Annotated in this window: 21 protein-coding genes; 12 read left to right on the top strand and 9 right to left on the bottom strand. The window is 71.8% G+C overall.

All coding sequences use genetic code 11. The annotated features are described in order from the left end of the window. Window positions 1-28 precede the first annotated feature (28 nt). A complete protein-coding gene (locus AB0I79_RS29895; protein WP_357879622.1) occupies window positions 29-898 on the top strand; it encodes an oxidoreductase in 870 nt (289 codons plus the stop codon). Window positions 899-909: 11 nt separating this feature from the next. Next, on the top strand, window positions 910-1491 hold the full coding sequence (locus tag AB0I79_RS29890) for a TetR/AcrR family transcriptional regulator (RefSeq protein ID WP_357879619.1): 582 nt from the start codon (window positions 910-912) through the stop codon (window positions 1489-1491). A 19-nt stretch (window positions 1492-1510) separates the two neighbouring features. Here AB0I79_RS29890 and AB0I79_RS29885 read toward each other — a convergent pair whose 3' ends face one another. Next, on the bottom strand, window positions 1511-2257 hold the full coding sequence (locus AB0I79_RS29885) for a methyltransferase domain-containing protein (protein WP_357879616.1): 747 nt from the start codon (window positions 2255-2257) through the stop codon (window positions 1511-1513). Between the two features lie 98 nt (window positions 2258-2355). Here AB0I79_RS29885 and add point away from each other — a divergent pair, with 98 nt between their 5' ends. The 4 genes from add (at window position 2356) to AB0I79_RS29865 (ending at window position 6416) form a co-directional block, all read left to right on the top strand. Beyond that, window positions 2356-3387: an adenosine deaminase gene (gene add / locus AB0I79_RS29880; RefSeq protein ID WP_357879614.1), complete on the top strand. Its 1032-nt coding sequence runs from the start codon at window positions 2356-2358 to the stop codon at window positions 3385-3387. 117 nt (window positions 3388-3504) lie between these two features. Beyond that, entirely contained in the window at window positions 3505-3747 is a 243-nt protein-coding gene (locus tag AB0I79_RS29875; protein ID WP_357879611.1) for a hypothetical protein, read from the top strand. A 117-nt stretch (window positions 3748-3864) separates the two neighbouring features. Continuing rightward, window positions 3865-5841, top strand: coding sequence for a DUF6571 family protein (locus AB0I79_RS29870; protein WP_357879608.1), 1977 nt, complete (start codon window positions 3865-3867; stop codon window positions 5839-5841). A 152-nt stretch (window positions 5842-5993) separates the two neighbouring features. Next, the gene (locus AB0I79_RS29865) at window positions 5994-6416 is read left to right on the top strand and encodes a hypothetical protein (RefSeq protein ID WP_357879605.1); all 423 of its coding nucleotides are present in this window, start codon (window positions 5994-5996) and stop codon (window positions 6414-6416) included. A 4-nt stretch (window positions 6417-6420) separates the two neighbouring features. Here AB0I79_RS29865 and pgl read toward each other — a convergent pair whose 3' ends face one another. Genes pgl through tkt form a run of 6 tightly spaced genes read right to left on the bottom strand, consistent with a single transcriptional unit; the run spans window position 6421 to window position 14541 of the window. Next, a complete protein-coding gene (pgl, locus tag AB0I79_RS29860; protein WP_357879602.1) occupies window positions 6421-7194 on the bottom strand; it encodes a 6-phosphogluconolactonase in 774 nt (257 codons plus the stop codon). A gap of 23 nt (window positions 7195-7217) precedes the next feature. Beyond that, window positions 7218-8132, bottom strand: a complete 915-nt coding sequence (locus AB0I79_RS29855) for a glucose-6-phosphate dehydrogenase assembly protein OpcA (protein ID WP_357879599.1) — start codon at window positions 8130-8132, stop codon at window positions 7218-7220. Beyond that, window positions 8133-9734, bottom strand: coding sequence for a glucose-6-phosphate dehydrogenase (gene zwf, locus AB0I79_RS29850; RefSeq protein ID WP_357879597.1), 1602 nt, complete (start codon window positions 9732-9734; stop codon window positions 8133-8135). Between the two features lies 1 nt (window position 9735). After that, window positions 9736-11349: a glucose-6-phosphate isomerase gene (locus AB0I79_RS29845; RefSeq protein WP_357879761.1), complete on the bottom strand. Its 1614-nt coding sequence runs from the start codon at window positions 11347-11349 to the stop codon at window positions 9736-9738. After that, on the bottom strand, window positions 11349-12440 hold the full coding sequence (tal, locus tag AB0I79_RS29840; RefSeq protein WP_357879594.1) for a transaldolase: 1092 nt from the start codon (window positions 12438-12440) through the stop codon (window positions 11349-11351). Before tal ends, AB0I79_RS29845 begins: the two co-directional genes overlap by 1 nt. A gap of 7 nt (window positions 12441-12447) precedes the next feature. Beyond that, window positions 12448-14541 carry a transketolase gene (gene tkt / locus AB0I79_RS29835; protein ID WP_357879591.1) on the bottom strand — a complete coding sequence of 698 codons (2094 nt, stop codon included), beginning with the start codon at window positions 14539-14541 and terminating at the stop codon, window positions 12448-12450. A 315-nt stretch (window positions 14542-14856) separates the two neighbouring features. Here tkt and AB0I79_RS29830 point away from each other — a divergent pair, with 315 nt between their 5' ends. Genes AB0I79_RS29830 through AB0I79_RS29820 form a run of 3 tightly spaced genes read left to right on the top strand, consistent with a single transcriptional unit; the run spans window position 14857 to window position 17242 of the window. Beyond that, window positions 14857-15801 carry a heme o synthase gene (locus AB0I79_RS29830; protein WP_357879588.1) on the top strand — a complete coding sequence of 315 codons (945 nt, stop codon included), beginning with the start codon at window positions 14857-14859 and terminating at the stop codon, window positions 15799-15801. A gap of 39 nt (window positions 15802-15840) precedes the next feature. Further along, complete coding sequence (locus AB0I79_RS29825; RefSeq protein WP_357879585.1) at window positions 15841-16065, top strand: hypothetical protein; 225 nt, start codon at window positions 15841-15843, stop codon at window positions 16063-16065. Then, the gene (locus tag AB0I79_RS29820) at window positions 16052-17242 is read left to right on the top strand and encodes a PrsW family intramembrane metalloprotease (protein WP_357879582.1); all 1191 of its coding nucleotides are present in this window, start codon (window positions 16052-16054) and stop codon (window positions 17240-17242) included. The genes AB0I79_RS29825 and AB0I79_RS29820 overlap by 14 nt, the downstream gene beginning before the upstream one ends. Here AB0I79_RS29820 and AB0I79_RS29815 read toward each other — a convergent pair. Beyond that, window positions 17218-17937, bottom strand: coding sequence for an ElyC/SanA/YdcF family protein (locus AB0I79_RS29815; protein ID WP_357879579.1), 720 nt, complete (start codon window positions 17935-17937; stop codon window positions 17218-17220). The genes AB0I79_RS29820 and AB0I79_RS29815 overlap by 25 nt on opposite strands. Before the next feature lie 62 nt (window positions 17938-17999). Then, the gene (locus tag AB0I79_RS29810; protein ID WP_357879576.1) at window positions 18000-18986 is read right to left on the bottom strand and encodes a COX15/CtaA family protein; all 987 of its coding nucleotides are present in this window, start codon (window positions 18984-18986) and stop codon (window positions 18000-18002) included. A 112-nt stretch (window positions 18987-19098) separates the two neighbouring features. On the opposite strand from AB0I79_RS29810, the gene AB0I79_RS29805 reads away from it, so the two are divergent. Genes AB0I79_RS29805 through AB0I79_RS29795 form a run of 3 tightly spaced genes read left to right on the top strand, consistent with a single transcriptional unit; the run spans window position 19099 to window position 22117 of the window. After that, on the top strand, window positions 19099-20241 hold the full coding sequence (locus tag AB0I79_RS29805; RefSeq protein WP_357879573.1) for an FAD-binding oxidoreductase: 1143 nt from the start codon (window positions 19099-19101) through the stop codon (window positions 20239-20241). Beyond that, window positions 20238-20480: a (2Fe-2S)-binding protein gene (locus AB0I79_RS29800; RefSeq protein WP_357879571.1), complete on the top strand. Its 243-nt coding sequence runs from the start codon at window positions 20238-20240 to the stop codon at window positions 20478-20480. The genes AB0I79_RS29805 and AB0I79_RS29800 overlap by 4 nt, the downstream gene beginning before the upstream one ends. Beyond that, entirely contained in the window at window positions 20477-22117 is a 1641-nt protein-coding gene (locus AB0I79_RS29795; RefSeq protein WP_357879568.1) for an NAD(P)/FAD-dependent oxidoreductase, read from the top strand. Before AB0I79_RS29800 ends, AB0I79_RS29795 begins: the two co-directional genes overlap by 4 nt. Window positions 22118-22131 lie beyond the last annotated feature (14 nt).

The following is a 22131-nucleotide window of genomic DNA, read 5'->3' as shown; positions in this document are numbered from 1 at the left end:
GAAACGGTCTCGTACACCAGGAGTGGCGATGACGACGTGGAGCCCCGCCTCCATGCCCGACCTGACCGGCAGGACCGCGGTCGTGACCGGCGCCAACAGCGGCATCGGCCTGCCCACCGCGCTGGAGCTGGCCCGGCACGGCGCCCACGTCGTCGTGGCGGCGCGCGACCCGGACAAGGGCGCGGAGGCCGTCCGGCTGATCCTGCGAGAGGCGTCCGACGCGCGGGTCGAGTTCGGCCGGCTCGACCTGGCCGACCTCGCCTCGGTCAGGCGGTTCGCCGCAGGAGTGAGCGAGCTGGACCTGCTCGTCAACAACGCGGGCGTCGCCCTGATCTCCAGGCAGCGGACCAGGGACGGCTTCGAGATGCAGCTCGGCACCAACCACCTGGGGCATTTCGCGCTCACGGGGCTGCTCCTGCCCCTGCTGGCCGCCCGTCCCGGCGCGCGGGTGGTGACGGTGTCCAGCGACGCGCACGCCGCCGGCCGGATCGACTTCGACGACCTGGGCCTGGAGCGCGGCTACGGGCGCATGTCCGCGTACGGGCGCTCCAAGCTCGCCAACCTGCTGTTCGCGCTGGAGCTGCAGCGGCGGGCCGAGCGCGCCGGCGTGGACCTGAAGAGCATCGCGGTCCACCCCGGCACGACCGCCACGAACATCGTGAAACTCGGGCCGCTCCAGCCGCTCGTGCGGCTGCTGCTGAGGTCCGCCGCGGCCGGCGCCGTGCCCTCGCTGTACGCCGCGACCTCGCCGGACGTGCGCGGGGGCGAGTACGTCGGGCCCAAGGCCAAGCTGCTACGGCCCTCGGAGAAGGCCCGCTCGCAGGAGCTTGCGGCGCGGCTGTGGGAGGTGTCCATGGAGCTGACGGGCGTACGATTCGACGAGCTGGCCAACCGCTGAAGGACGTGCACGTGGCTCCCCTCGACCCTGACCGTGACAGGGCCATCCTCGACGCCACCGTGGAGCTGCTGTCCGAGGTCGGCTACGACCGCATGACCGTCGACCAGATCGCCAAACGGGCCAGGGCCAGCAAGGCCACCATCTACCGGCGCTGGGCGGGCAAGCCGGAGCTGGTCGTCGACGTCATCTGCCGGCGCTTCGACACGGACGCGCCGCCGGGGCAGGACACCGGCTCCCTCCGCGGCGACCTGGCCTCCATCTTCCGCGGCCTGTGCGAGGCGGTGGAGCGCAAGCACGCGCTCGTCATCGGGCTGTCCTCGACGCTGGTGTCCGACCAGGAGCCGGCCCGCACCCTGCGCGCCCACATGCCGGCCAGGAACCTCGGCGACGTGGACGCGCTGCTCGAGCGGGCCGTCGAGCGGGGCGAACTGGCCGGGCCCGTCGACGCCGGGCGGCTGTTCGGCGTCGCGGAGGCGCTGGTGTGGCATCGCATGATCTTCACCGGGCCGCAGTTCGACGAGGTGTTCGTGGCGGAGTCGGTGGACGGCGTGCTCATGCCGGTGGTCACCGCCTGGGCGCGCTGGAACCGCTGACCCGTCGGGCGCGGCCCGCCTATCTGGTGGCCCGGGCCAGGTAGGCGCAGACGGGGAACCCCTCCCCGGCGTACGGGGCCGCGAGCCGCAGATATTCGGCCCGGATGCGCTCCGCGACCGCCGGCGGCTGGCCGCCGATCATCCCGAACCTCGGCCCGCCCGCCTCCACCACATCCGCCCACCACGCCGCCAGATCCACCTGGTGGCGCCACCGGACCGCCTCCACCGCCGCCTCCCTGAACCCCGCCCCCTCCAGCAGGGCGATGAACGACGGCGGCGTGGCATGGGCGGCGAACGGACGGGCCGGAGGGTCGTAGGGCACCCCGGTCGCGGCGATGGCCTCGGTGAAGACGCTCGTGGCCGTCATCTCGTCGGCCTTCCACCAGGTCAGGGCGAGCGCGCCGGACGGGCGCAGCACGCGGCGCAGCTCCCGGAGCGACGCGGCGGCGTCGGGCACGTGGTTGATGACGAAATTCCCGGCGACGCAGTCGAACTGCTCGTCGTCGAACGGCAGCTCGGGCAGCGCGGCCTGGCGGATGGTGGCGTACGGATGCCGCCGGGCGATCAGCCGCAGCATGACCGGATCGCAGTCGACGGCCGTGACCTCGGCCCCCAGCGCGAGCGCCGCCGCCGTCACCACACCGGTGCCGCAGCCGACGTCCAGCAGGCGCGGGGCGCGGCTCTCCCGGGCCGCGGCCAGGAGGGGGCCGACGGTGTGGGAGCTGAGGTGGGCGAAGCCGCGATCGTACGCTTCGGCGTTGGTCACCGGCCCAGCCTAGCCTAGCCGCGGAACTTGACAATCTCACGTGAGATTCCGCCCCAACCCTTTTTTTTTCGCGAAATATCACCCCTAAGGTCATCCGCATGACCATCGACGCCTTCATCGACGCCCTCCCCAAGGTCGAGCTGCACGTCCACCTGGTGGGCTCGGCCTCGGTCACGACCGTGCTGGAGCTGTCGCGCCGCCACCCCGACAGCGCGGTGCCCACCACGGAGGAGGAACTGCGCGAGTTCTACCGCTTCGTCGACTTCCCCCACTTCGCCCGCGTCTACCGGGCCGTCAACGCACTCGTACGCGAGCCGGAGGACGTCGCCACCCTCGTCCTCGGCCTGGCCCGCGACCTCGCCCCCCAGGGTGCCCGCTACGTGGAACTCCAGGTCACCCCGTACGCCCACCGCATGGTCGGCATGCCCATGCGCGAGGTCACCGAGGCCCTCGACCTGGCCGCCCGCCGCTCCCTGACCGATCACGGGGTGGAGATGGCCTACATCTTCGACATCCCGGGCGAGTACGGCGAGGAGGCCGCGAAGGTGACGCTGGAGCACGCCCTCCAGGAACCTCCCGCCGCCCTGGTAGGTTTCGGCATCGGCGGCATAGAACAGGAACGCCCGAAATACCGCGACATCTACCGCTCCGCCTTCTCCGCCGCCCGCGCCGCCGGCCTCCACAGCGTCCCGCACGGCGGCGAGATGACCGGCCCGGAGACGATCTGGGAGGTCATCGACGGCTACGGCGCCGAGCGCATCGGCCACGGCATCAACTGCCTCCCGGACCCCCGCCTGGTGTCCCACCTCCGCGACACCCAGCTCCCGCTGGACGTGTGCCCCACCTCCAACGTCTGCACCGGCCAGGTCGCCCGCATCGAGGACCACCCGCTGCCCCGGATGCTGGAGGAGGGCCTGTACGTGACGCTGAACAGCGACGACCCGCCCATGTTCGCCACGACGCTGGCGGAGGAGTACCGGGTGGCGCACCGGGTGTTCGGGTTCGGGAAGGAGGAACTGGCGCAGTTCGCGCGGAACGGGGTGCGGGCGTCGTATCTGGGGGAGGGGCGCAAACAGGAACTGCTTGCCGAGATCGACGCGCTGGTCGCGACCGGGAAGCCGGGTTTGTAGCGGAACGTGATGCCGTCTGCTTATGGCATGTGACACTTCCGTCCCTCGCACACCATCGTGGAGAGGCGTTGCATCCGGGGAGAGGGGTGGCGCGCACAACGCCGGTGGGAGGCCCTGATGGCAACGCGAGACGATGCCGTGATAGCGCTGCGCCGCGCCCAGGAGCTGTCCGACCGCTACTGGCACTGCCTCGACCAGCCGGTCGGTCAGCTGGCGGGCGGGAGCGCCTGGACGGGCTCGGCCGCCGACCTCTTCGCCGGTGAGCTGGTGCGCCGCCGGTCGGAGCTGTGGCAGGGGTTGCGGGACGTCATCGGTGAGATCCGCGACCTGCTCGCCCGCATGCCCGCCGAGGACGGGTGAGGCGACATGGCCTTCTCCTCCATCGATCCGCGGGAGATGCACCGGCTCGGGAGCGGTGTGCAGAACGCCGGCCGGGACCTGGCCGACTGCGCCGCGCAGTTGCGCGGGCTCATGGACATGCTCGGCATCACCCATCCAGGGGTCACGGCCATCGATCGGGCAGGCCGATGGCTGACCGATCAGGCACCCGATCTCTACCGGCGGCGCGATCTCGCCTACGAGGCGGAGAACGTCGACACCGACGTGTTCGGCAATCCAGCAGCCGGAGCGGTCGTGCCGCCGGGGAAGGTGTCCGTCGACGAGTCTCGCCTGATCCCGGCGAAGACCCGCGCCGCGGCGAAGCTCGCCGCGCCGTTGATCGAGTCCGCTGCCCGCGGGGACGCCGATGCCCGCAGGCAGTTGACGGCTCACCAGGATCGGTTGCCCGACCCGGCGTTCGCCACCGCCCTGCTCGAAGAGCTCGGCCCGTACGCCCTCGTCACCCTGCCCGCGGAGATGGGGCGGCGGGTGCGCAAGGCGATCGTCGCCGGTCCGGAATCGGTCGAGGCGATGCGGCGCGAGAACGGCGAGGTGCTCACGATGCTGAGCCAGGCACTCGCCGCCGGAACCGGCGGCGGCGGTGGACCGCGGGTCGGCAGGCGGTTCGCGGAGGAGCTCAAGAGACAGTGCAGACGGTCCATCGAGACGCCGGGAAGGGAAGGAATCGACTATCCCGGATACTGGGCGCTCGGTCAGATCCTGGCCATGGCATCCCCGACGCCCTACAGCGAGTGGTTCATGAGCACGATCGGCCGTGACATGATCCGCTGGGATCGCGACTACCGGCGGGAACACCCGATCATGCCGCTGATCCGCGACAGCGACCGCTACGCGCTGGCCGCACCGGCGGGTACGCGGCCGTTCCCCGGCTCGCCGGACATCGGCGCTGCCGACCCGATCGGCGCGCTGATGCGTCTGGCGGGCGCCTCCAGAGGCACAGCCCAGGCGCTGCTGGGAGACGGCGGAGATCTCAAGTACCTGTTGTCCGAGCGGCGACCCCAGTGGGGAGCCGGCGACCGCGGTGAAGCGCTCGGCGAAGTGCTGGAAGCCGCGATGAAGGGCTCCGGCGAGACCTCCAAACGGTTGACGGTCCTGGCGACGCAGGTGCTGGCCGACGACGTGCGACGGCGGGTGTCGTTCGACGGCACCGGGCAGATCCAGCTGAAGGACGTCGCCGAGCTCGACCTGATGTCCGGCATGCGGGACAACATGGGGCGTGTTCTGGCCGAGCACGCCGATGACATCGTCACCTCGTACTACAAGAACTACGCGCGGCTTCCGGCCGACGAGGTCACCGGCAACGTGGACGGGCGGCCCGTCGCCCGGTTCAACCCGACCGATCTCGACCTGGTGCTGCTCGACGTCGCTGCCGACGAGCGCGCCTACAACGCGCTGCTCATGGGAGAGGTCGCGCACATGCGGATGAAGGTGGACCAGGCCATCGCGGCCAGGAACAACGACTGGCTGAACAACGTGATCGGATGGAACGCCAAGGCGATCGGCCACATCGTCGGCGCCCGCCAGCACGCCCTGGTCGCACGGGGCAAGGAGGCTGACGAGGCCGACGCGTCGCTGTCGAAGCTGGTGCAGGACGGCATCGGGCTGGTCCCGCTGCCCTTCGCCAAACAGGCGGGCCAGCTGGGGTTCAAGGCGCTCGAGAGCCTCTACGAGAGCTTCGTCAAGGACGGCCATGCCAAGGCCGGCGACTGGCTGATGAAGCAGAGCGGGCACGGCGGCGGAAACGCGGCCAAGGGTTACGCCGCCGGTTCGTCCAACGAGCAGGCCGTCGACAACCTCCTGAAGCAGATGCTCGAGTCCTCGATGGCGAGTCACGGCTATCACGACGGTCAAGGGCTCACCGGGTCGTTCGTCACCGGTGACCCTCCGCGGATCGTGCCGCCGCTTCAGATGACCAGGGACGAATATGACGCCTTTGTCGCGTGGCTGGAGATCCACGCCAAGGTTCCGAGCAATCACACCGACGCGGAAATGGCCACGAGACAGGGCATGGAGGCTCTGAAGACCGATCTGAGCGCGCTTGGGGACAAGAAGTGAGGGCCGCGAGGGGATGGCCGGCCGTTCTGATCGCAGCCGCGGTCGCCTCCTGCACGCCGGGTGGCTCCGGCACTCCGGCGTCCCCCACGCAGCCGGAGCGACGTCCGATCACCGACAGCGCGCCACACCTGTGCAGCTTCATCCCTCAGGCCGTGGTGTCCGAGGTCTCCGGGTACAACGGCGCGATCAAGGCTGGGCCGGGTCAGCGCAGCGAAATCGGCGACACCTGCGTGATCTCGAACGGCGAGCAGAGCCTTCTCATCACCGGCTACGAACGATCCGCCGAGGAAAGGCACCTGACGAACTTCGCGGGCAGCGCCGCGCGGGAGGGGCGGGTGGAGCTGCCCGCGGAGCTCGGCAAGGGCTCGATGGGCGACCACACGATTCGCGGCCATCCCTTCCGCGCGGCCGGTGCCTGGTTCCGGTGCGGGGACCGGCGTCCGCTCATCACCATCTACGTCAAACGGAACCCCGCCCGCGACCAGGACCACGACCTAGTCCAGCTCATGAGAATCGCCCAGCGGCGGTTCGCCGAGATGTTCACGTGCGACCTCGGCGCCCCGCCGCCCCCTTAGCGCCTCACGGCGACGCCAGCCGCCCCAGCCCCGGCGGGATCTTGCTCGCCGCCGTCCGATCCAGCAGGAACAACGTCCGCCTCCGCCCCCGTGCCCCCGCCGCGGGCACCTGGACGGGCCCGGACTCCGACAGGGCGAGCCGGACCGCGCCCGACTTCTCCTCGCCCGCCGCCACCACCCACACCTCGCGGGAGGCCTGGATGGCGGGCAGGGTCAGGGAGATGCGGGTGGGCGGCGGCTTGGGGGAGCCGTGCACCGCCACCACCGGGCGGGTGTCGTAGAGCGCGGGCATGCCGGGGAAGAGGGAGGCCACGTGGGAGTCGGGGCCCATGCCGAGCAGCATCACGTCGAAGCTCGGCACCGGCCCGTGGTCCTCGGGCCTGGCGGCCTGGCGCAGCTCGGTGGCGTACGCGTCGGCCGACTCCTCGGCCGTCATGCCGGAGTCGGGGCCGCGCATGACGTGCACCCGTGCGGGGTCCACGTCCACGTGATCCAGCAGGGCCTCGCGGGCGCCGGTCTCGTTGCGTTCCTTGTCGCCGGTGGGGAGGAAGCGTTCGTCGCCCCACCAGATGTCCAGGCGCCGCCAGTCGACGGCGTCCCTGGCGGGGGTGGCGGCGATGGCCGCCAGGGTGGCGATGCCGACGGTGCCGCCCGTCAGCACGATCGACGCCGAGCCCTTGGCCGACTGCGCGTCGACCAGCCGGGTGATGATCCGCGCGGCGACGGCCTTGGCCAGGACGTCGGCGTCGCGGTGAACGACGATGCCGGGAACGCTCATGGTCGTCTCCCCTTGAACTGCCGTCATCCCTTGTACGTCCTCGCGAACCGCTTGACCGCGGCCTCATAGATCTCGTCGGTGTCGAGCCTGCGCAGCTCCTCGGCCATCAGCTCGGAGGTCTGCCGCCTGGCCAGGGCCACGTTCCTGTCGGGCTGGCCGGGGCGGGAGAGCGTGGCCAGGCGGGCGTCGGTCCTGACGACCGCGAGCTCGCCGTCGCCGAGCTGCAGGCGTACGGAGGTCAGGCCGGGGCCGGGGGAGTCGACGACCTTGATCGGGGCGCCGAGCCGCTCCGACATCCAGGCGGCCAGCAGCGGCGCGCTCGGGTGGCCGGGGGAGGCCTCCACGGTGCCCTTGCGTACCTTGCCCACCGGCTGGTCGAACGCGGCGGCCAGCAGGCTGCGCCACGGCGTCAGCCGCGCCCAGGACAGGTCGGTGTCGCCGCGCGCGTACCCCTTGGCCCGGATGACCAGCGACTTGACGCCGCCGTCGTCGAAGCCCTTGGCGTCGGTGATGCGCCGTTGCGCCAGCGCCCCGATCGCGTCCTTGGACGGCGCGTCGGGGGCCGCGCCCGGCCACCACGCCACGACGGGCGTGTCGGGCAGCAGCAGCGGGCTGACCACGGAGTCGGCGTGGTCGGTGAGCTCGCCGTACAGGCGCAGCACCACCACCTCGCCGGGCGTGTTCTCGCCGATGCGCAGCTCGGCGTCGAGCCTGATGGCCTCCTCCGGCTCACGCTTGATCACCACGATGATGCGCGAGGGGTGCTCGCGGGCCGCCTCGGTGGCCGCGCGGAGCGCGTCGTACTGGTGGCGCTCCTCGCTGACCACGACGAGCGTGAGCACCATGCCGATGGCGGGCGCGCCCATCTGGTGACGGAGGTGCGTGAGCTGGGCGGCGATCTTCCCGGCCGTGGTGTCCGTGAGCATGAACGTTGTCATCTAGAGCCTCCTCCACACGCGGCCGTCGCGGGCCATCATCGCGTCGGCCGACTCGGGCCCCCACGAGCCGGACTCGTACGGCTCCGGCTGTCCCTGCGTGGCCCAGAACTCCTCGATCGGGTCGAGGATGTTCCACGACAGCTCCACCTCCCGCTGGTGCGGGAAGAGCGGCGGATCGCCGATCATCACGTCGAGCAGCAGCCGCTCGTACGCCTCCGGCGACGACTCCAGGAACGACTCGCCGTAGGCGAAGTCCATGGAGACGTCGCGCACCTCCATCGCCGTCCCCGGCACCTTGGAGCCGAACCGCACCGTGATGCCCTCGTCCGGCTGGACCCGGATCACCAGCGCGTTCTGGCCGAGGATCTCGGTGTCGTCCTTGCTGAACGGCAGGTGCGGCGCCCGCTGGAACACCACGGCCACCTCGGTGACGCGGCGGCCCAGGCGCTTGCCGGTGCGCAGGTAGAACGGCACCCCGGCCCAGCGCCGGTTGGCGATCTCCAGCTTGACGGCGGCGTAGGTCTCGGTGATGGACTCCTGCGAGATGCCCTCCTCCTGCAGGTAGCCGACGACCTTCTCGCCGCCCTGCCAGCCCGCGGAGTACTGGCCGCGCGCGGTGTTGAGGCCCAGGTTGGCGGGCAGCCGCACGGCCTTGAGCACCTTCTCCTTCTCGCGCCGCAGCGAGTTGGCCTCGAAGGAGGTCGGGTCCTCCATCGCGACGAGCGCGAGGAGCTGGAGCAGGTGGTTCTGGATGACGTCGCGGGCGGCGCCGATGCCGTCGTAGTAGCCGGCGCGGCCGCCGATGCCGATGTCCTCGGCCATCGTGATCTGCACGTGGTCGACGAAGCTGCGGTTCCAGATCGGCTCGTAGAGGTTGTTGGCGAACCTCAGCGCCATGATGTTCTGGACGGTCTCCTTGCCCAGGTAGTGGTCGATCCGGAAGATCGAGCTCTCCGGGAAGGCCGAGGTGGTGATCTCGTTCAGCTCGTGGGCCGACTGCAGGTCGTGCCCGAACGGCTTCTCGATCACCACGCGCCGCCACGAGCCCTCGGGCGCGTCGGACAGCCCGGTGCGCTTGAGCTGCTCCACCACCACGGGGAAGAACTTCGGCGGCACCGACAGGTAGAAAGCGTAGTTTCCGCCCGTGCCGCGGGTCTCGTCGATCTCAGCCAACGCCATGGCCAGCGCGTCGAACGCCCCGTCGTCCGAGAACTCGCCGGGAACGAAATGGATGCCCTCGCGGATCTGCTTCCAGACCTCCTCGCGGAAGGGGGTCCGGGCATGCGCCTTGACGGCGTCGTGCGTCAACTGGGCGAAATCCTGGTCTTTCCAATCGCGCCGGGCGAACCCGACCAGCGAGAAGCCGGGCGGCAGCAGCCCCCGGTTCCCCAGGTCGTAAATCGCCGGTAGCAGCTTGCGCTTGGCCAGGTCACCCGTCACGCCGAACAACACCATCACGCACGGTCCCGCCACCCGGGGCAACCGCTTGTCGCGCGGGTCGCGCAGCGGGTTGGCGGCTGCCACTGCCTCGGTCGTGGCGGTGCCCGCGACGGCCGCCGCCACGGTGGCGGCTTCCTCCGCGGGTGCTGCCGGGTCTGTCATCTCAAGCCTCCTGTGCGGCCTCGAGCAAACGCGCGACACCCGCCGCGCGGTCGGTCAAATGCAGGCGTACGGCCGGGCGCCCGCGGGTCTCCAGCGCCCCCAGGTCCCCCAGCGCCTGGGCGAGCTGCAGCCGGCCCAGGCTGTACGGCCTGCCGGGTACGGCGACGTCCTCGGTCACCGCCCCCGTGATCTGCAGGAACACGCCGTTCTGCGGCCCGCCCTTGTGATATTGCCCGGTGGAGTGCAGGAACCGCGGCCCCCAGCCGAACGTCACCGGCCGGTCGGTGCGCAGCGCGAGCAGCGTCCGCAACGTCAGCGGATCGGCCATCATCCACGCATCGGTCATCTGCTCGAAGTCGGCCCCGTCGGGCACCGGCGCGTCGAAGGCGGCCAGCCGGTCCAGATAAGCCGTGATCGCCAGGTAGCCGTCGCCGGGGATCGCGTGCAGCAGCTCGCCGAACAGCCCCGGCAGGTCCTTGGCCGTCGCCGACCCGTACACCTCGACCGGGCCGTCCACGAACGCGGGCGCGCCGGTCGGCAGGTCGGGCAGGGTCAGCAGGGCGGCGGTGTTCTCCTTCGACTCGGCCACGTTCGGCTGGTCGAACGGGTCGACCTCCAGCAGCAGCCCGGCGACGGCGGTGGCGTACTCCCAGACCAGGAACTGCGCGCCCAGCGGACCGTCCACGCGCACGTCGCCGACGTCGGACTCGATCGCCACGACCAGCTCGTCGCCCGACCTGTTGGGGTCGGCGCCGACGACCGGCAGGATGCCCCTGCCCTGCTTGCCGGTGGACTCGGCGACGAGCTGCTCGATCCAGTCGGGCAGCCCGAAGATGGGCGAGAGCTGGTCCTCCAGGACCAGCTTGTCGCGCCCGGCCAGCGCCGCGCCGCCGAGCGCCGCGCCCAGGTCGAGCCCGGGGTTGCCGCTGTCGAGCGACAGCAGCGGCAGCACCTCCTCGGCCTCGTCGAGCAGCCGCGCCACGTCGGCCCCCGCCAGCGCGGCGGGCACCAGCCCGAACGCCGACAGCGCCGAGTAGCGGCCGCCCACGTCCTCGGGCCCGAGCACCAGGTGGAAGCCGGCCTCGGCGGCCCGCCGCGCCAGCGGCGAGCCGGGGTCGGTGACGACCACGATGCGGCCCGCGGGGTCGATGCCCGCGTCCGCGAAGAGCCGCTCGTAGATCCGCAGATGGCAGTCGGTCTCCACGGTCGAGCCGCTCTTGCTCGCCACGACCACGACCGTGGCCTCCAGGCCGTCGGTCAGCGCGCGGCGGACCTGGCCGGGGTCGGTCGTGTCGAGCACGGTGAGCGGCACGTCGCAGGTGGCGCAGATGACCTCCGCCGCCAGCGACGAGCCGCCCATCCCGGCCAGGACCACGTTCGTCAGGCCCTCGGCGCGGGCCCTCGCCGCGAGCTCGCCCAGGGCGGGCAGCAGCTCGCGGGAGGAGCGGGGCAGGGTCAGCCAGCCGAGCCTGACCGCCGCCTCCGCTTCGGCGTCCTCACCCCACAGCGTGGGGTCGCCGCCGGCGAGCCGCGCGGGCACGCCGTCGGCGACGAGGCGCCCCGCGACGGAGGAGGCGGCCGAGGCCACCCCCTCCTCGCGGTAGGACACCTCCATCACGGAACCAGGTTCTTGGTGACGCTCTCGAGCAGCTCGTTCCAGGACGCCTCGAACTTCTCCACGCCCTCGTCCTCCAGGACCTTCACCACGTCGTCGTAGTCGACGCCGGCGTCCTTGAGCGCGGCCATGGTGTTCCAGGCCTGCTCGTAGAACGGGCGGACGGTGTCGCCGGTGATGTTGGCGTGGTCGGCCGTGGCGTCGAGCGTCTTCTCCGGCATCGTGTTGACGGTGCCGGGGGCGACGAGCTGGTCGACGTACATGGTGTCGGAGTACTCGGGGTTCTTGACGCCGGTCGAGGCCCACAGCGGGCGCTGCGGGCGTGCGCCGGCGGCGCGCAGGCGCTGCCACCGCTCGGAGTTCATGACCTCCTCGAACGCCGCGTACGCCAGGCGCGCGTTGGCGATGCCCGCCTTGCCCTTCAGCTCCGGCTTGCCGAGCTTGTCGAGGCGCTTGTCGATCTCGGTGTCGACGCGGCTGACGAAGAACGAGGCCACCGACTCGATCGAGGCCAGGTTGAGGCCCTTGGCCTGCGCGGCCTCCAGACCGGCGAGCCAGGCGTCCATGACCGCGCGGTACCGCTCGAGGGAGAAGATCAGCGTGACGTTGACGCTGATGCCCTCGGACAGCGCCTGCGTGATCGCGGGCAGGCCCTCCACCGTGGCCGGGATCTTGATCATGAGGTTCGGACGGTCGACCATCCACCACAGCGCGCGGGCCTCGGCGATCGTCTTCTCGCTCTCGCGGGCCAGGCGCGGGTCCACCTCCAGCGACACGCGGCCGTCGACGCCGCCGCTGGCGTCGTAGACCGGGCGCAGCACGTCGGCGGCCCAGCGGATGTCGTAGGTGGTGATGGCGCGCACGGCCTCGCCCACATCGACGCCGCGCACGGCCAGGTCGTGGAGCTGGGAGTTGTACGCGTCGCCCTTGCTGAGCGCGTTGGCGAAGATGGTCGGGTTGGAGGTCACCCCGACCACGTTCTTCTCCCGGATCACCTGCTCGAGGTTGCCGGTGCGCAGGCGCTCACGGCTGATGTCGTCGAGCCAGATGGCAACGCCCTGGCCGGACAGCTTGTTGAGGATCTCGCTCATCTCTGCTTCAGTTTCCCGTCGTCTCGCCCTTGTCCTGACCCAGCTTGGCCAGGCTCGCCCTGGCCGCCGCCGCCACGCGCTCAGCCGTCAGCCCGAACTGCTCGTACAAAGTCTTGTACGGCGCAGAGGCACCGAAGTGTTCGAGGCTGACCACCTCACCACACTCGCCGACGTACTCGTGCCAGCCGAGCGCGATGCCCGCCTCGACCGCCACCCGAGCCCTGTTCGACGAGGGCAGAACCGTCTGCTTATATGCGGTGTCCTGCCCGTTGAACCACTCGACACACGGCATCGAGACCACCCGCGTGGGGATGCCCTGCGACTCCAGCAGTTCCCGGCCGTTCAGCGCGATCTCCACCTCGCTGCCCGTGGCGATGACGATGACCTTCGGCTGGCCGTTGGACGCCTCGCGCAGCACGTAGCCGCCGCGGGCCACGCCCTCGGCGCTGGTGCCCTCCACGACCGGCAGGTTCTGCCTGGTCAGCGCCAGGGCGGCGGGGCGGTCGGTGTGCTCCAGCACGGCCTTCCACGCGTACGCCGTCTCGTTGGCGTCGGCCGGGCGCACCACGTCGAGGCCGGGGATCGCGCGCAGCGCCCACAGGTGCTCGATCGGCTGGTGGGTGGGGCCGTCCTCGCCGAGGCCGATCGAGTCGTGCGTCCACACGTACGTGACCGGCAGCTTCATCAGCGCGGCCAGCCGCACCGCGGGCCGCATGTAGTCGGAGAAGACCAGGAACGTGCCGCCGTACGGGCGGGTGCCGCCGTGCAGCGCGATGCCGTTCAGGATGGCGCCCATGGCGTGCTCGCGGATGCCGAAGTGCAGCGTGCGGCCGAAGCGGTTGCCCTTGAAGTCCTTGGTCTGGAACTCCTCGGGGATGAAGGACGGCTCGCCCTTCATCGTGGTGAGGTTGGACTCGGCCAGGTCGGCCGAGCCGCCCCACAGCTCGGGCAGCACCGGGGCCAGCGCGTTGAGCACCTCGCCGGACGCCTTGCGCGTGGCGATGGAGGTGCCCTTCTCGAACGACGGCAGCGCGGTGGCCCAGCCGGCCGGCAGCTCGCGCCGGGAGATGCGGTCGAGCTCGGCGGCGCGCTCGTCGTTGGCCAGCCGCCACTCGGCGTAGGACTTCTCCCACTCGGCGTGGTCGGCGCGGCCGCGCTGGGCGACGCCGCGGGCGTGCTCCAGCACCGCGGCCGGCACGTCGAACGTCTTGGCCGGGTCCATGCCCAGCACTTCCTTGGTGGCGGCGACCTCGGCCTCGCCCAGGGCGGAGCCGTGGATCTTGCCGGTGTTCTGCTTGTTCGGCGCGGGGTAGCCGATGATCGTGCGCAGCCGGATGAACGACGGCCGGTCGGTCTCCGCCTTGGCCGCCTGCAGGGCGTCGTAGAGGGCCTGGACGTCCTCGACGTACTCGCCGGTCTCGGTCCAGTCGACGCTCTGGGTGTGCCAGCCGTAGGCCTCGTAGCGCTTGACCACGTCCTCGGAGAGCGCGATCGCCGTGTCGTCCTCGATGGAGATGTGGTTGTCGTCGTAGACGACGACGAGGTTGCCCAGCTTCTGGTGGCCGGCGAGGGAGCTGGCCTCGTGGCTGATGCCCTCCTCGATGTCGCCGTCGCTGACGATGCACCAGATGTGGTGGTCGAACGGGGAGGTGCCCGGCTCGGCCTCGGGGTCGAACAGGCCGCGCTCGCGGCGGGCCGCCATGGCCATGCCGACGGCGTTGGCGATGCCCTGGCCCAGGGGGCCCGTCGTGGTCTCCACTCCGGCGGTGTGCCCGTGCTCGGGGTGACCCGGCGTGAGGCTGTCCCACTGGCGCAGGCGCCTGAGGTCGTCCAAAGTCAGGCCGTAACCGGAAAGGTAGAGCTGGATGTAGAGCGTCAGGCTGCTGTGGCCGCACGACAGCACGAACCGGTCACGCCCGAGCCAGCCGGGGTCGGTCGGGTCGTGGCGCATCACACGCTGGAAGAGCAGGTATGCGGCGGGGGCCAGGCTCATGGCGGTGCCGGGGTGACCCGAGCCCGCCTTCTCCACTGCGTCCATCGCCAGGGCTCGAACGACATCGACCGCCTGCTTGTCCAGGTCGGTCCATTCAAGGGCTGGCACGAGTTCGGTGCTCAAGTGCTCGATCTCCGGAATCTAGTTGTCATTGGATGTGGCTGTCCCGCCCGAGGCCGGCCGCGTCGCGGCGGCCTGCCGCAGGTTGCGCGCCCGCGCCTACACCGGACCCTAACCGAGTGGGACTGGTGATCGATTCCCATTCCGTCCTCGCGTGTCCAGGTACGGCGCAAGCCCCCCATTGGCCGGACCGGCCGCCCCTGCGACTACAGTTTGTTTGTTCGCAGGGGCGTCACCGGCGCCCGCCCATGGATCCGCTCTTATCAGAGGTTACGCGTTGACTTCCGACAGGCTGGAAGCGCCTTGACGGTGCTGACCAACAGGCAGGCGACGGCCCCATCACGGCAGGTGGAGGCGCCGCGCTCGATCGGCATGATCGTCAAGGCCTACATCGCGCTCACCAAGCCGCGGGTCATCGAGCTGCTGCTGATCACGACACTGCCGGTGATGTTCCTCGCAGCGGGTGGCCTGCCACCGCTGTGGGAGTCGATCTGGGTCATGGTGTTCGGCACCCTATCGGCAGGCAGCGCCAACGCGCTCAACTGCTACATCGACCGTGACATCGACCAGAAGATGCGCCGCACCCGCCGCAGGCCGCTGGCCAGGCACCAGGTCTCGCCGCGCGCCGCGCTGGTCTTCGGCCTCGTGCTGGGCGTCATCTCCACGGTGGGCCTGTGGGTGACCACCAACTGGCTGGCCTCGATGTTGTCGCTCGGCGCGATCCTGTTCTACGTGCTGGTCTACTCGCTGGTGCTCAAGCGGCGCACGGCCCAGAACATCGTGTGGGGCGGCATCGCGGGCTGCATGCCGGTGATGATCGGCTGGGCGGGCATCACCGAGCGGCTCGACTGGGCGCCGCTGGTGCTGTTCGGCGTGGTGTTCTTCTGGACGCCGCCGCACACCTGGACGCTGGCCATGCGGTACAAGGAGGACTACGCGGCGGCCAAGGTGCCGATGCTGCCCGTGGTGGCCACCGAGCGGCGGGTCATCCTGGAGTCCATCGCCTACACCTGGGCCACCGTGTTCTGCTCGCTGGCGCTGTGGCCGGTGGCGGGCACCACGCTGTTCTACCCGATCGTGGCCGCCGCGCTCGGCGTGATGTGTCTGGTGGAGGCGCACCGCCTGCTGGCCCGGCTCAACGCCGGCAAGAGCGGGGTCGACCTGCGTCCCATGCGCTTCTTCCACTGGTCGAACGCCTACCTGGCGCTGCTGTTCCTGGCCGTGGCGATCGACCCGCTGCTCGCCTGACCCCTGAGAGTGCAGGTGCGCGGCCTTCATGTCCGGACGGTGACGAGTGGCTATCCGACCCTGTCGGCCCGCGTGATCGTGGCGCGCGGCGCCGGCTGCCACCGGGTGCGCACGCGGCTCGCCGACCTGCTGCACGAGCCGTTCCGGATCGGCCGCACCACCCTCCACTCCGGCCATGGCGTCCCCGGCCTCGACCGGCGGCGCGAAGACCCGCACGGACCCCGGCACTCTGATCCGTTAAAGTCACCCTATGGCGACCCGTGATCCACGCTGGGTGTTGAAGGACCGCCCGTCATTCGCGTTGATCATCGGGTTGGTCCTCACCGGCATCTGCGCCCTGGTCTCGTTCTCCTTCGACGTGTTCAACGGCGCGCCGGTGCAGTTCTTCATCGCGCTCATGCTGGCACTGGCGCCGGTGCCGCTGCTGCTGGCGGCCGTGCTGGCGCTCGACCGGATGGAGCCGGAGCCGCGCAGCAACCTGATCTTCGCCTTCGCCTGGGGCGCGGGCATCGCCGTGCTCGTGGCCGGTGTGATCAACTCGCTCAACCTGCACTACATCATCGACACCGCCAAGCTGTCGGAGGCCAGCGCCCGCAACCTCGCGGCCACGTTCGGCGCGCCGGTGGTGGAGGAGACGATGAAGGGCCTGGTGCTGCTGGGCCTGCTCAAGTTCCGCAGGGCCGAGCTCGACGGGCCGACCGACGGCGTCATCTACGCCAGCATGGTCGGCCTCGGCTTCGCCATGAGCGAGAACGTCAGCTACTACCTCGGCGCGCTGTCCACCTCGGGCGTCAAGGGGCTGGCCGTCACGGTGGTGCTGCGCGGCATCCTGTCGCCGCTGGCGCATCCGCTGTTCAGCTCCATGATCGGGGTCGCCGTGGCGTACGCGGCCCAGCGGCAGGGCTCCGAGCGCAGCACGTACGTGCTGGCGGGCTGGACGGCGGCGATGATCCTGCACGGCCTGTGGAACGGCCTGGCCTCCTACGGCGGGTTCCCCGGGCTCGTGGTGGCCTACCTGACGCTGCTGGTCGTGCTGGTGATGCTGATCGGCGTGGTGTTCAGGGACCGGCGGCGCATCGTGGCGCTCATCCAGCGGTACCTGCCGGCGTACGAGCCGACCAAGCTGGTCACCCAGGCCGACATCTACATGCTCTCGGCCTTCGCCCGGCGCCGCCAGGCCCGGCAGTGGGCCCGCGCCCACGGCGGCAAGCCGGGGCTGCGGGCGATGCGCGACTACCAGCTCGCCGCCACCGAGCTGGGGCTGCTGCACGAGCGGGCGGCCCGCCACATGGTCGACGAACACACCTTCCACGAGGAGCAGCGAGCGCTGCTGGAGTGCATGAGCACCGCCCGCGCCGACTTCCCCGTGCCGGAGATGCACGCCCGTTCGGTGGCCAGGGGATCGCCGCCGCCCGGCTACGCGCCCGGCGCGCCCGGCTGAGGTCGCGGCTCGGCGAGGATGCGGGTGAGCGAGACCTCGCGCGGGCCCGGGTACACCGGGTCGGAGTGCAGGATCATGGCGTCGGCGAACGCCTTGGCGGTGGCGAACAGCTCGCGGGCGGCATAGGCGTACGTGGTCGCGGCCCAGCGCCTGGCCGAGTCGTCACCCGTCCCGAACGCCTCCAGCCCCGCAGTCCTGCACAACGTCACGGCCCTGGGGATGTGGAACTCCTGGGTGACCACCGTCACGCGCTCGGCCCCGAACACCTTGCGTGCCCGCACGCAGGAGTCCCACGTGTCGAACCCGGCGTAGTCGAGCACCATCACCGCGTCGGGCACGCCCTTGGCGCGCAGGTAGTCGCGCATGGCGGTGGGCTCGTCGTACTCCTTGCGGCTGTTGTCGCCCGACAGCAGCAGCGCCTTCACCTTGCCCGACAGGTACAGCTCGGCGGCGATGTCGAGCCTGCGGGCCAGCATCGGGGAGGGCCGCCCGGCGTACAGGCCGGCGCCGAGCACCAGCGCGGCCTGCGTCTCGGGCACCTGCCGGACCCAGCCCTCGTCCTCGGCCGTCGCGCGGTGTCCCGAGCTGCCGAGCCAGGCCCACGTCATGGGCGCCAGCGCGAGCACGCTGGCCAGCACCAGCCCCTGGTACGAGCGGCGCAGCACCTTCCGCGAGAGGCGGACTTTTCCCCGCAAAGCACACCTCTTCCGGGCCGGGGGAGTGGCGCATCTAACACCACATACCCTGGCATATCCGCTCAGACGATGGCGGCTGCTTCGGTGGGGGAGTGGTCCACGGAGGAGGGCTCGGGGTCGCGGGAACGCAGCGACGTGGCGACCCGCAGCGCGGCGATCCAGACCAGGGTCGAGCCGAGGACGTGCAGCAGCACCAGCGCGGCAGGGACGGCCAGGAACCACTGCGTGTAGCCGATCACGCCCTGCAGCAGCTCCACGCCGAACAGGGCCAGCGCGGCCCGCCGGGCGGAGCGCGGGGCGTTGGTCACGTGCAGCGCGAACAGCAGCGCGAACGTCAGCCCCACCACCACGTAGGCGATGTCGGCGTGCAACCGGGCGACGGTCTCGATGTCGAGGTCGAAGCGCGAGGCCATCTCGTCACCCGAGTGCGGCCCGGTGCCGCTGACCACGACCCCCACCACCAGCAGCGCGAACACGGCCGCCAGCAGCGCGTGGCCGAGCCGGCGGACGTCGCGGTGGGTGATCTTCCGTACGGGCCCGTCGCCCTCGCCCGCGCGCGCGTACAACATCCAGCAGGCGGCGATCAGCCCGCTGGACAGGAGGTAGTGCATGCCGACGGTGAACGGGTTGAGCATGGTGTTGACCACCAGCCCGCCCCACAGGGCCTGCGCGATGATCCCGATCGGCTGCAGCCAGGCCAGGCGGACCAGGGAGACCCGGCGGGGCCGCATCCGCACGGCGGCCAGCCAGCAGGCGATGCCCACCGCCAGCACCAGGAACGTGAGCAGCCGGTTGCCGAACTCGACGGCCATGTGCAGCGGCGAGACCTCGGGATGCGCGACCGGGATGAAGCTGGTGGGCGTGCACCTCGGCCAGGTCGGGCAGCCGAGCCCCGACTCCGTCACGCGCACGCCCGCGCCCGTCACCGTGATGCCGGCGTTGACCACCACGGAGGCCAACGCCCAGCCACGCATCGAGCGGGTGGTCGGTGCCCAGAACGACCGGATGAAACGCGCGACGAGGTGGGGATTGTCCGTGGGTAGCTTCACGTCATCGATGGTAGGGGCCGCACCGGCCGGTCCCGCCATCGGGAACCGGCTTCCCTGGGGCCGGGCTTCTCAAGGGTGAAGGTATGTGACATATTACTGAGAGGAGGTGGTGATGTCCGACGTGATCGTCGTCGGCGCGGGTGTGGTGGGGGCGGCCTGCGCCTACTACGCCGCGCGCGCGGGCCTCGACGTGACCGTGATCGACCGTGGCCCCGTGGCCGGCGGCACGACGGGCTCGGGCGAGGGCAACGTGCTGGTGTCCGACAAGGAGCCGGGACCCGAGCTGGAGCTGGCCGTGCTGTCGAACCGGCTGTGGCGCTCGCTGGCCGGGCTCGGCGGGTTCGAGTTCGAGCCGAAGGGCGGGCTGGTCGTCGCCGAGACCGAGCAGGTGCAGCGGCAGCTCACCGAGCTGGCCGGCAAGCAGGGCGTCGAGCACACCCTCGTGCCGGCCTCCGAGCTGCGCGGCTACGAGCCGCACCTGGCCGAGGGCCTGGCCGGAGGGGTGTTCTATCCCCAGGACGCCCAAGTGCAGCCCATGCTCGCCGCCGCCACCCTGCTCAGGCACGGCGCGGAGAGCTTCGGCCACGGCACGCTGCGGCTGCGGCTCGGCGCCACCGTGACCGGGATCATCCGCTCGGGGGACCGCGTCACGGGCGTGCGCACCTCCCAGGGCGACGTGCTCGGCGACGCGGTCGTCAACGCGGCGGGCACCTGGGGCGGCGAGGTGGCCGCGCTGGCGGGCGTGCACCTGCCGGTGCTGCCCAGGCGGGGATTCATCCTCGTCACCGAGCCGCTGCCGGAGCCGCTGATCAGGCACAAGGTCTACACCGCCGCCTACGTGACGAACGTGGCCAGCGACTCCGCCGGCCTGGAGACCTCGGCCGTGGTGGAGGGCACGCCCGCCGGGACCGTGCTCATCGGGGCCAGCAGGGAGCGCGTCGGGTTCGACAGGACGACGTCGGTGCCGGTGCTGACGCGGCTGGCCGAGCAGGCGGTCGCCCTCTTCCCCGCGCTGCGGGACGTCCGGGCCATCCGGTCCTACTGCGGGTTCCGGCCGTACTGCCCCGATCACCTGCCCGTCATCGGGGCCGATCCGCGCGTGTCCGGGCTGTATCACGCGTGCGGCCACGAGGGTGCCGGCATCGGGCTCGCCCCGGCCACCGGTCACCTGCTCGCCCAGCTCCTCGCCGGCCGGCGGCCCGACCTCGACCTGCAGCCCTTCCGCCCGGACCGCTTCCCTGAGGAGGCCCTGTGACCTTCCACATCACCGTCGACGGCCGCTCCGTGCCGGTCGTGCCGGGGCAGACCATCGGCGCGGCCCTGCACGCGGCCGGGGTGCGGTCGTGGCGCTCCACCCGCTTCGGCGGGCGGCCGCGCGGGCTGTTCTGCGGGATCGGGGTCTGCTTCGACTGCCTGATCTCGGTGAACGGGCGGCCGCCCGAGCGGGCCTGCCTGCTGGAGGCCGAGCCGGGGGACGAGGTGACGACGGCGTGACGTACGACCTCGTGGTGGTCGGCGGCGGGCCCGCCGGCGTGGCGGGCGCGCTCACGGCGGCGCTGGCCGGGCTGCGGGTGGCGCTCGTGGACTCGGGCCTGCGGCTCGGCGGGCAGTACTTCCGGCACGCCGCCGACCCCAAGCCGGCGCCCGGGCTCGACCGGTTCCTGCGGCAGGCGCGGGCCCTGGACGCGCGCGCCGACGTGCTGCTGCGGCACCAGGTGTGGGCCGTTTCCCGCGAGCCGGACGGCGACCTGCTGGTGCACTGCGCGACCAGGGACACGGCGGCGCCCACAGGCCGGTCCGGTACAGGGGACGAGCGGGCGGTGGTGTTGCGGGCGCGGCGGCTGCTGATCGCGACCGGCGCGCACGACAGGCCGCTGCCGTTCCCCGGCTGGGACCTGCCCGGGGTGCTCACCGCCGGTGGCGCGCAGGCGCTGCTCAAGGGTGGCGGCGTCGTGGCGGGGCGGCGGATCGTGGTGTCCGGCACCGGGCCGTTCCTGCTGCCCGTCGCCTCGGGGCTGGCCGGGGCGGGGGCGCGGGTGCTCGGCGTGTACGAGGCCAACGGCGGGCTCGGGCTGGCCAGGAACCCGGTGCTGGCCCTGGGCAAGGCCGGGGAGGCGGCGGGGTACGCGGCCGCCCTGGCCCGGCATCGGGTGCCGTACCGGACGCGCCAGGCGGTCGTGGCCGCCCACGGGGAGCGCGAGGTGGAGGCCGTCACCATCGCCCGCCTCGACCACGACTGGAACGTCACGGCGGCCCACGTCGTCGAGTGCGACGCCGTGGCCGTGGGGTACGGCTTCGTGCCGCAGATCGAGCTGGGGACGCAGCTCGGCTGCCGGACCCGCCACGACGTGGACGGCAGCCCGGTGCTGAGCGTGGACGCCACCCTCCGCACCACCGTGCCCGGGGTGTGGGCGGCGGGCGAGCCCGTCGGCGTGGGCGGCTGGCGGCTCGCCGAACTGGAGGGCCGCCTCGCCGGCCGCGCCATCGTGGCCGACGCCCGCACGGGCGCGGCGCCCGGCGCCCGCACAGGCCCGGACAGCGGCGTCCGCACGGATGCGGCGACCGGCCCTCGCACGGGTGCGGCTGCGGACCTTCGCACGGGTGCGGCGGCTGATGGTCGTGCGGGGCCGGAGGGCGTGCCGGTTTCCGGTGGTGCGGCGGCGGTCGTGCCGCCGCTGTTCGCGCGCAGGCGGGAGCGGTGGCGGGCGTTCGGGGAGGCGCTGCAGCGCGCGTACCCGGTCAAGTCCGGCTGGCAGGGGTGGCTGCGCGACGACACGCTCGTGTGCCGGTGCGAGGAGGTGCCGCTGGCCCGGGTACGCGAGGCGCAGGCGCTCGGCGCCACCGACGCGCGCTCGGTCAAGCTGCTGGCCCGCCCCGGCATGGGCTGGTGCCAGGGCCGCATCTGCGGCTACGCCGTGTCCTGCCTGGCGGGAGAGCGGCCCCAGCCGCCCCGCCGCCCGATCGCCCAGCCCGTCACCCTCGGCGCGCTGGCCTCACTCACGGCACCCGACGGCGGCTCCGGCGGCGGCTCCGGCGGAGCGACAGCGCCCGACGGCAGCTCCGGCGGAGCGACAGTGCCCGACGGCAGCTCCGGTGGGGCGACGGCGCCCGACGACGACCTCGCTCACTGAACCCCCGACACCTG

The organism is Nonomuraea sp. NPDC050202, from assembly GCF_040656115.1.
Taxonomy (GTDB): domain Bacteria; phylum Actinomycetota; class Actinomycetes; order Streptosporangiales; family Streptosporangiaceae; genus Nonomuraea.
Note: the sequence above shows the minus strand (reverse complement) of the source record. Positions and strands in the feature narration are given on the sequence as shown.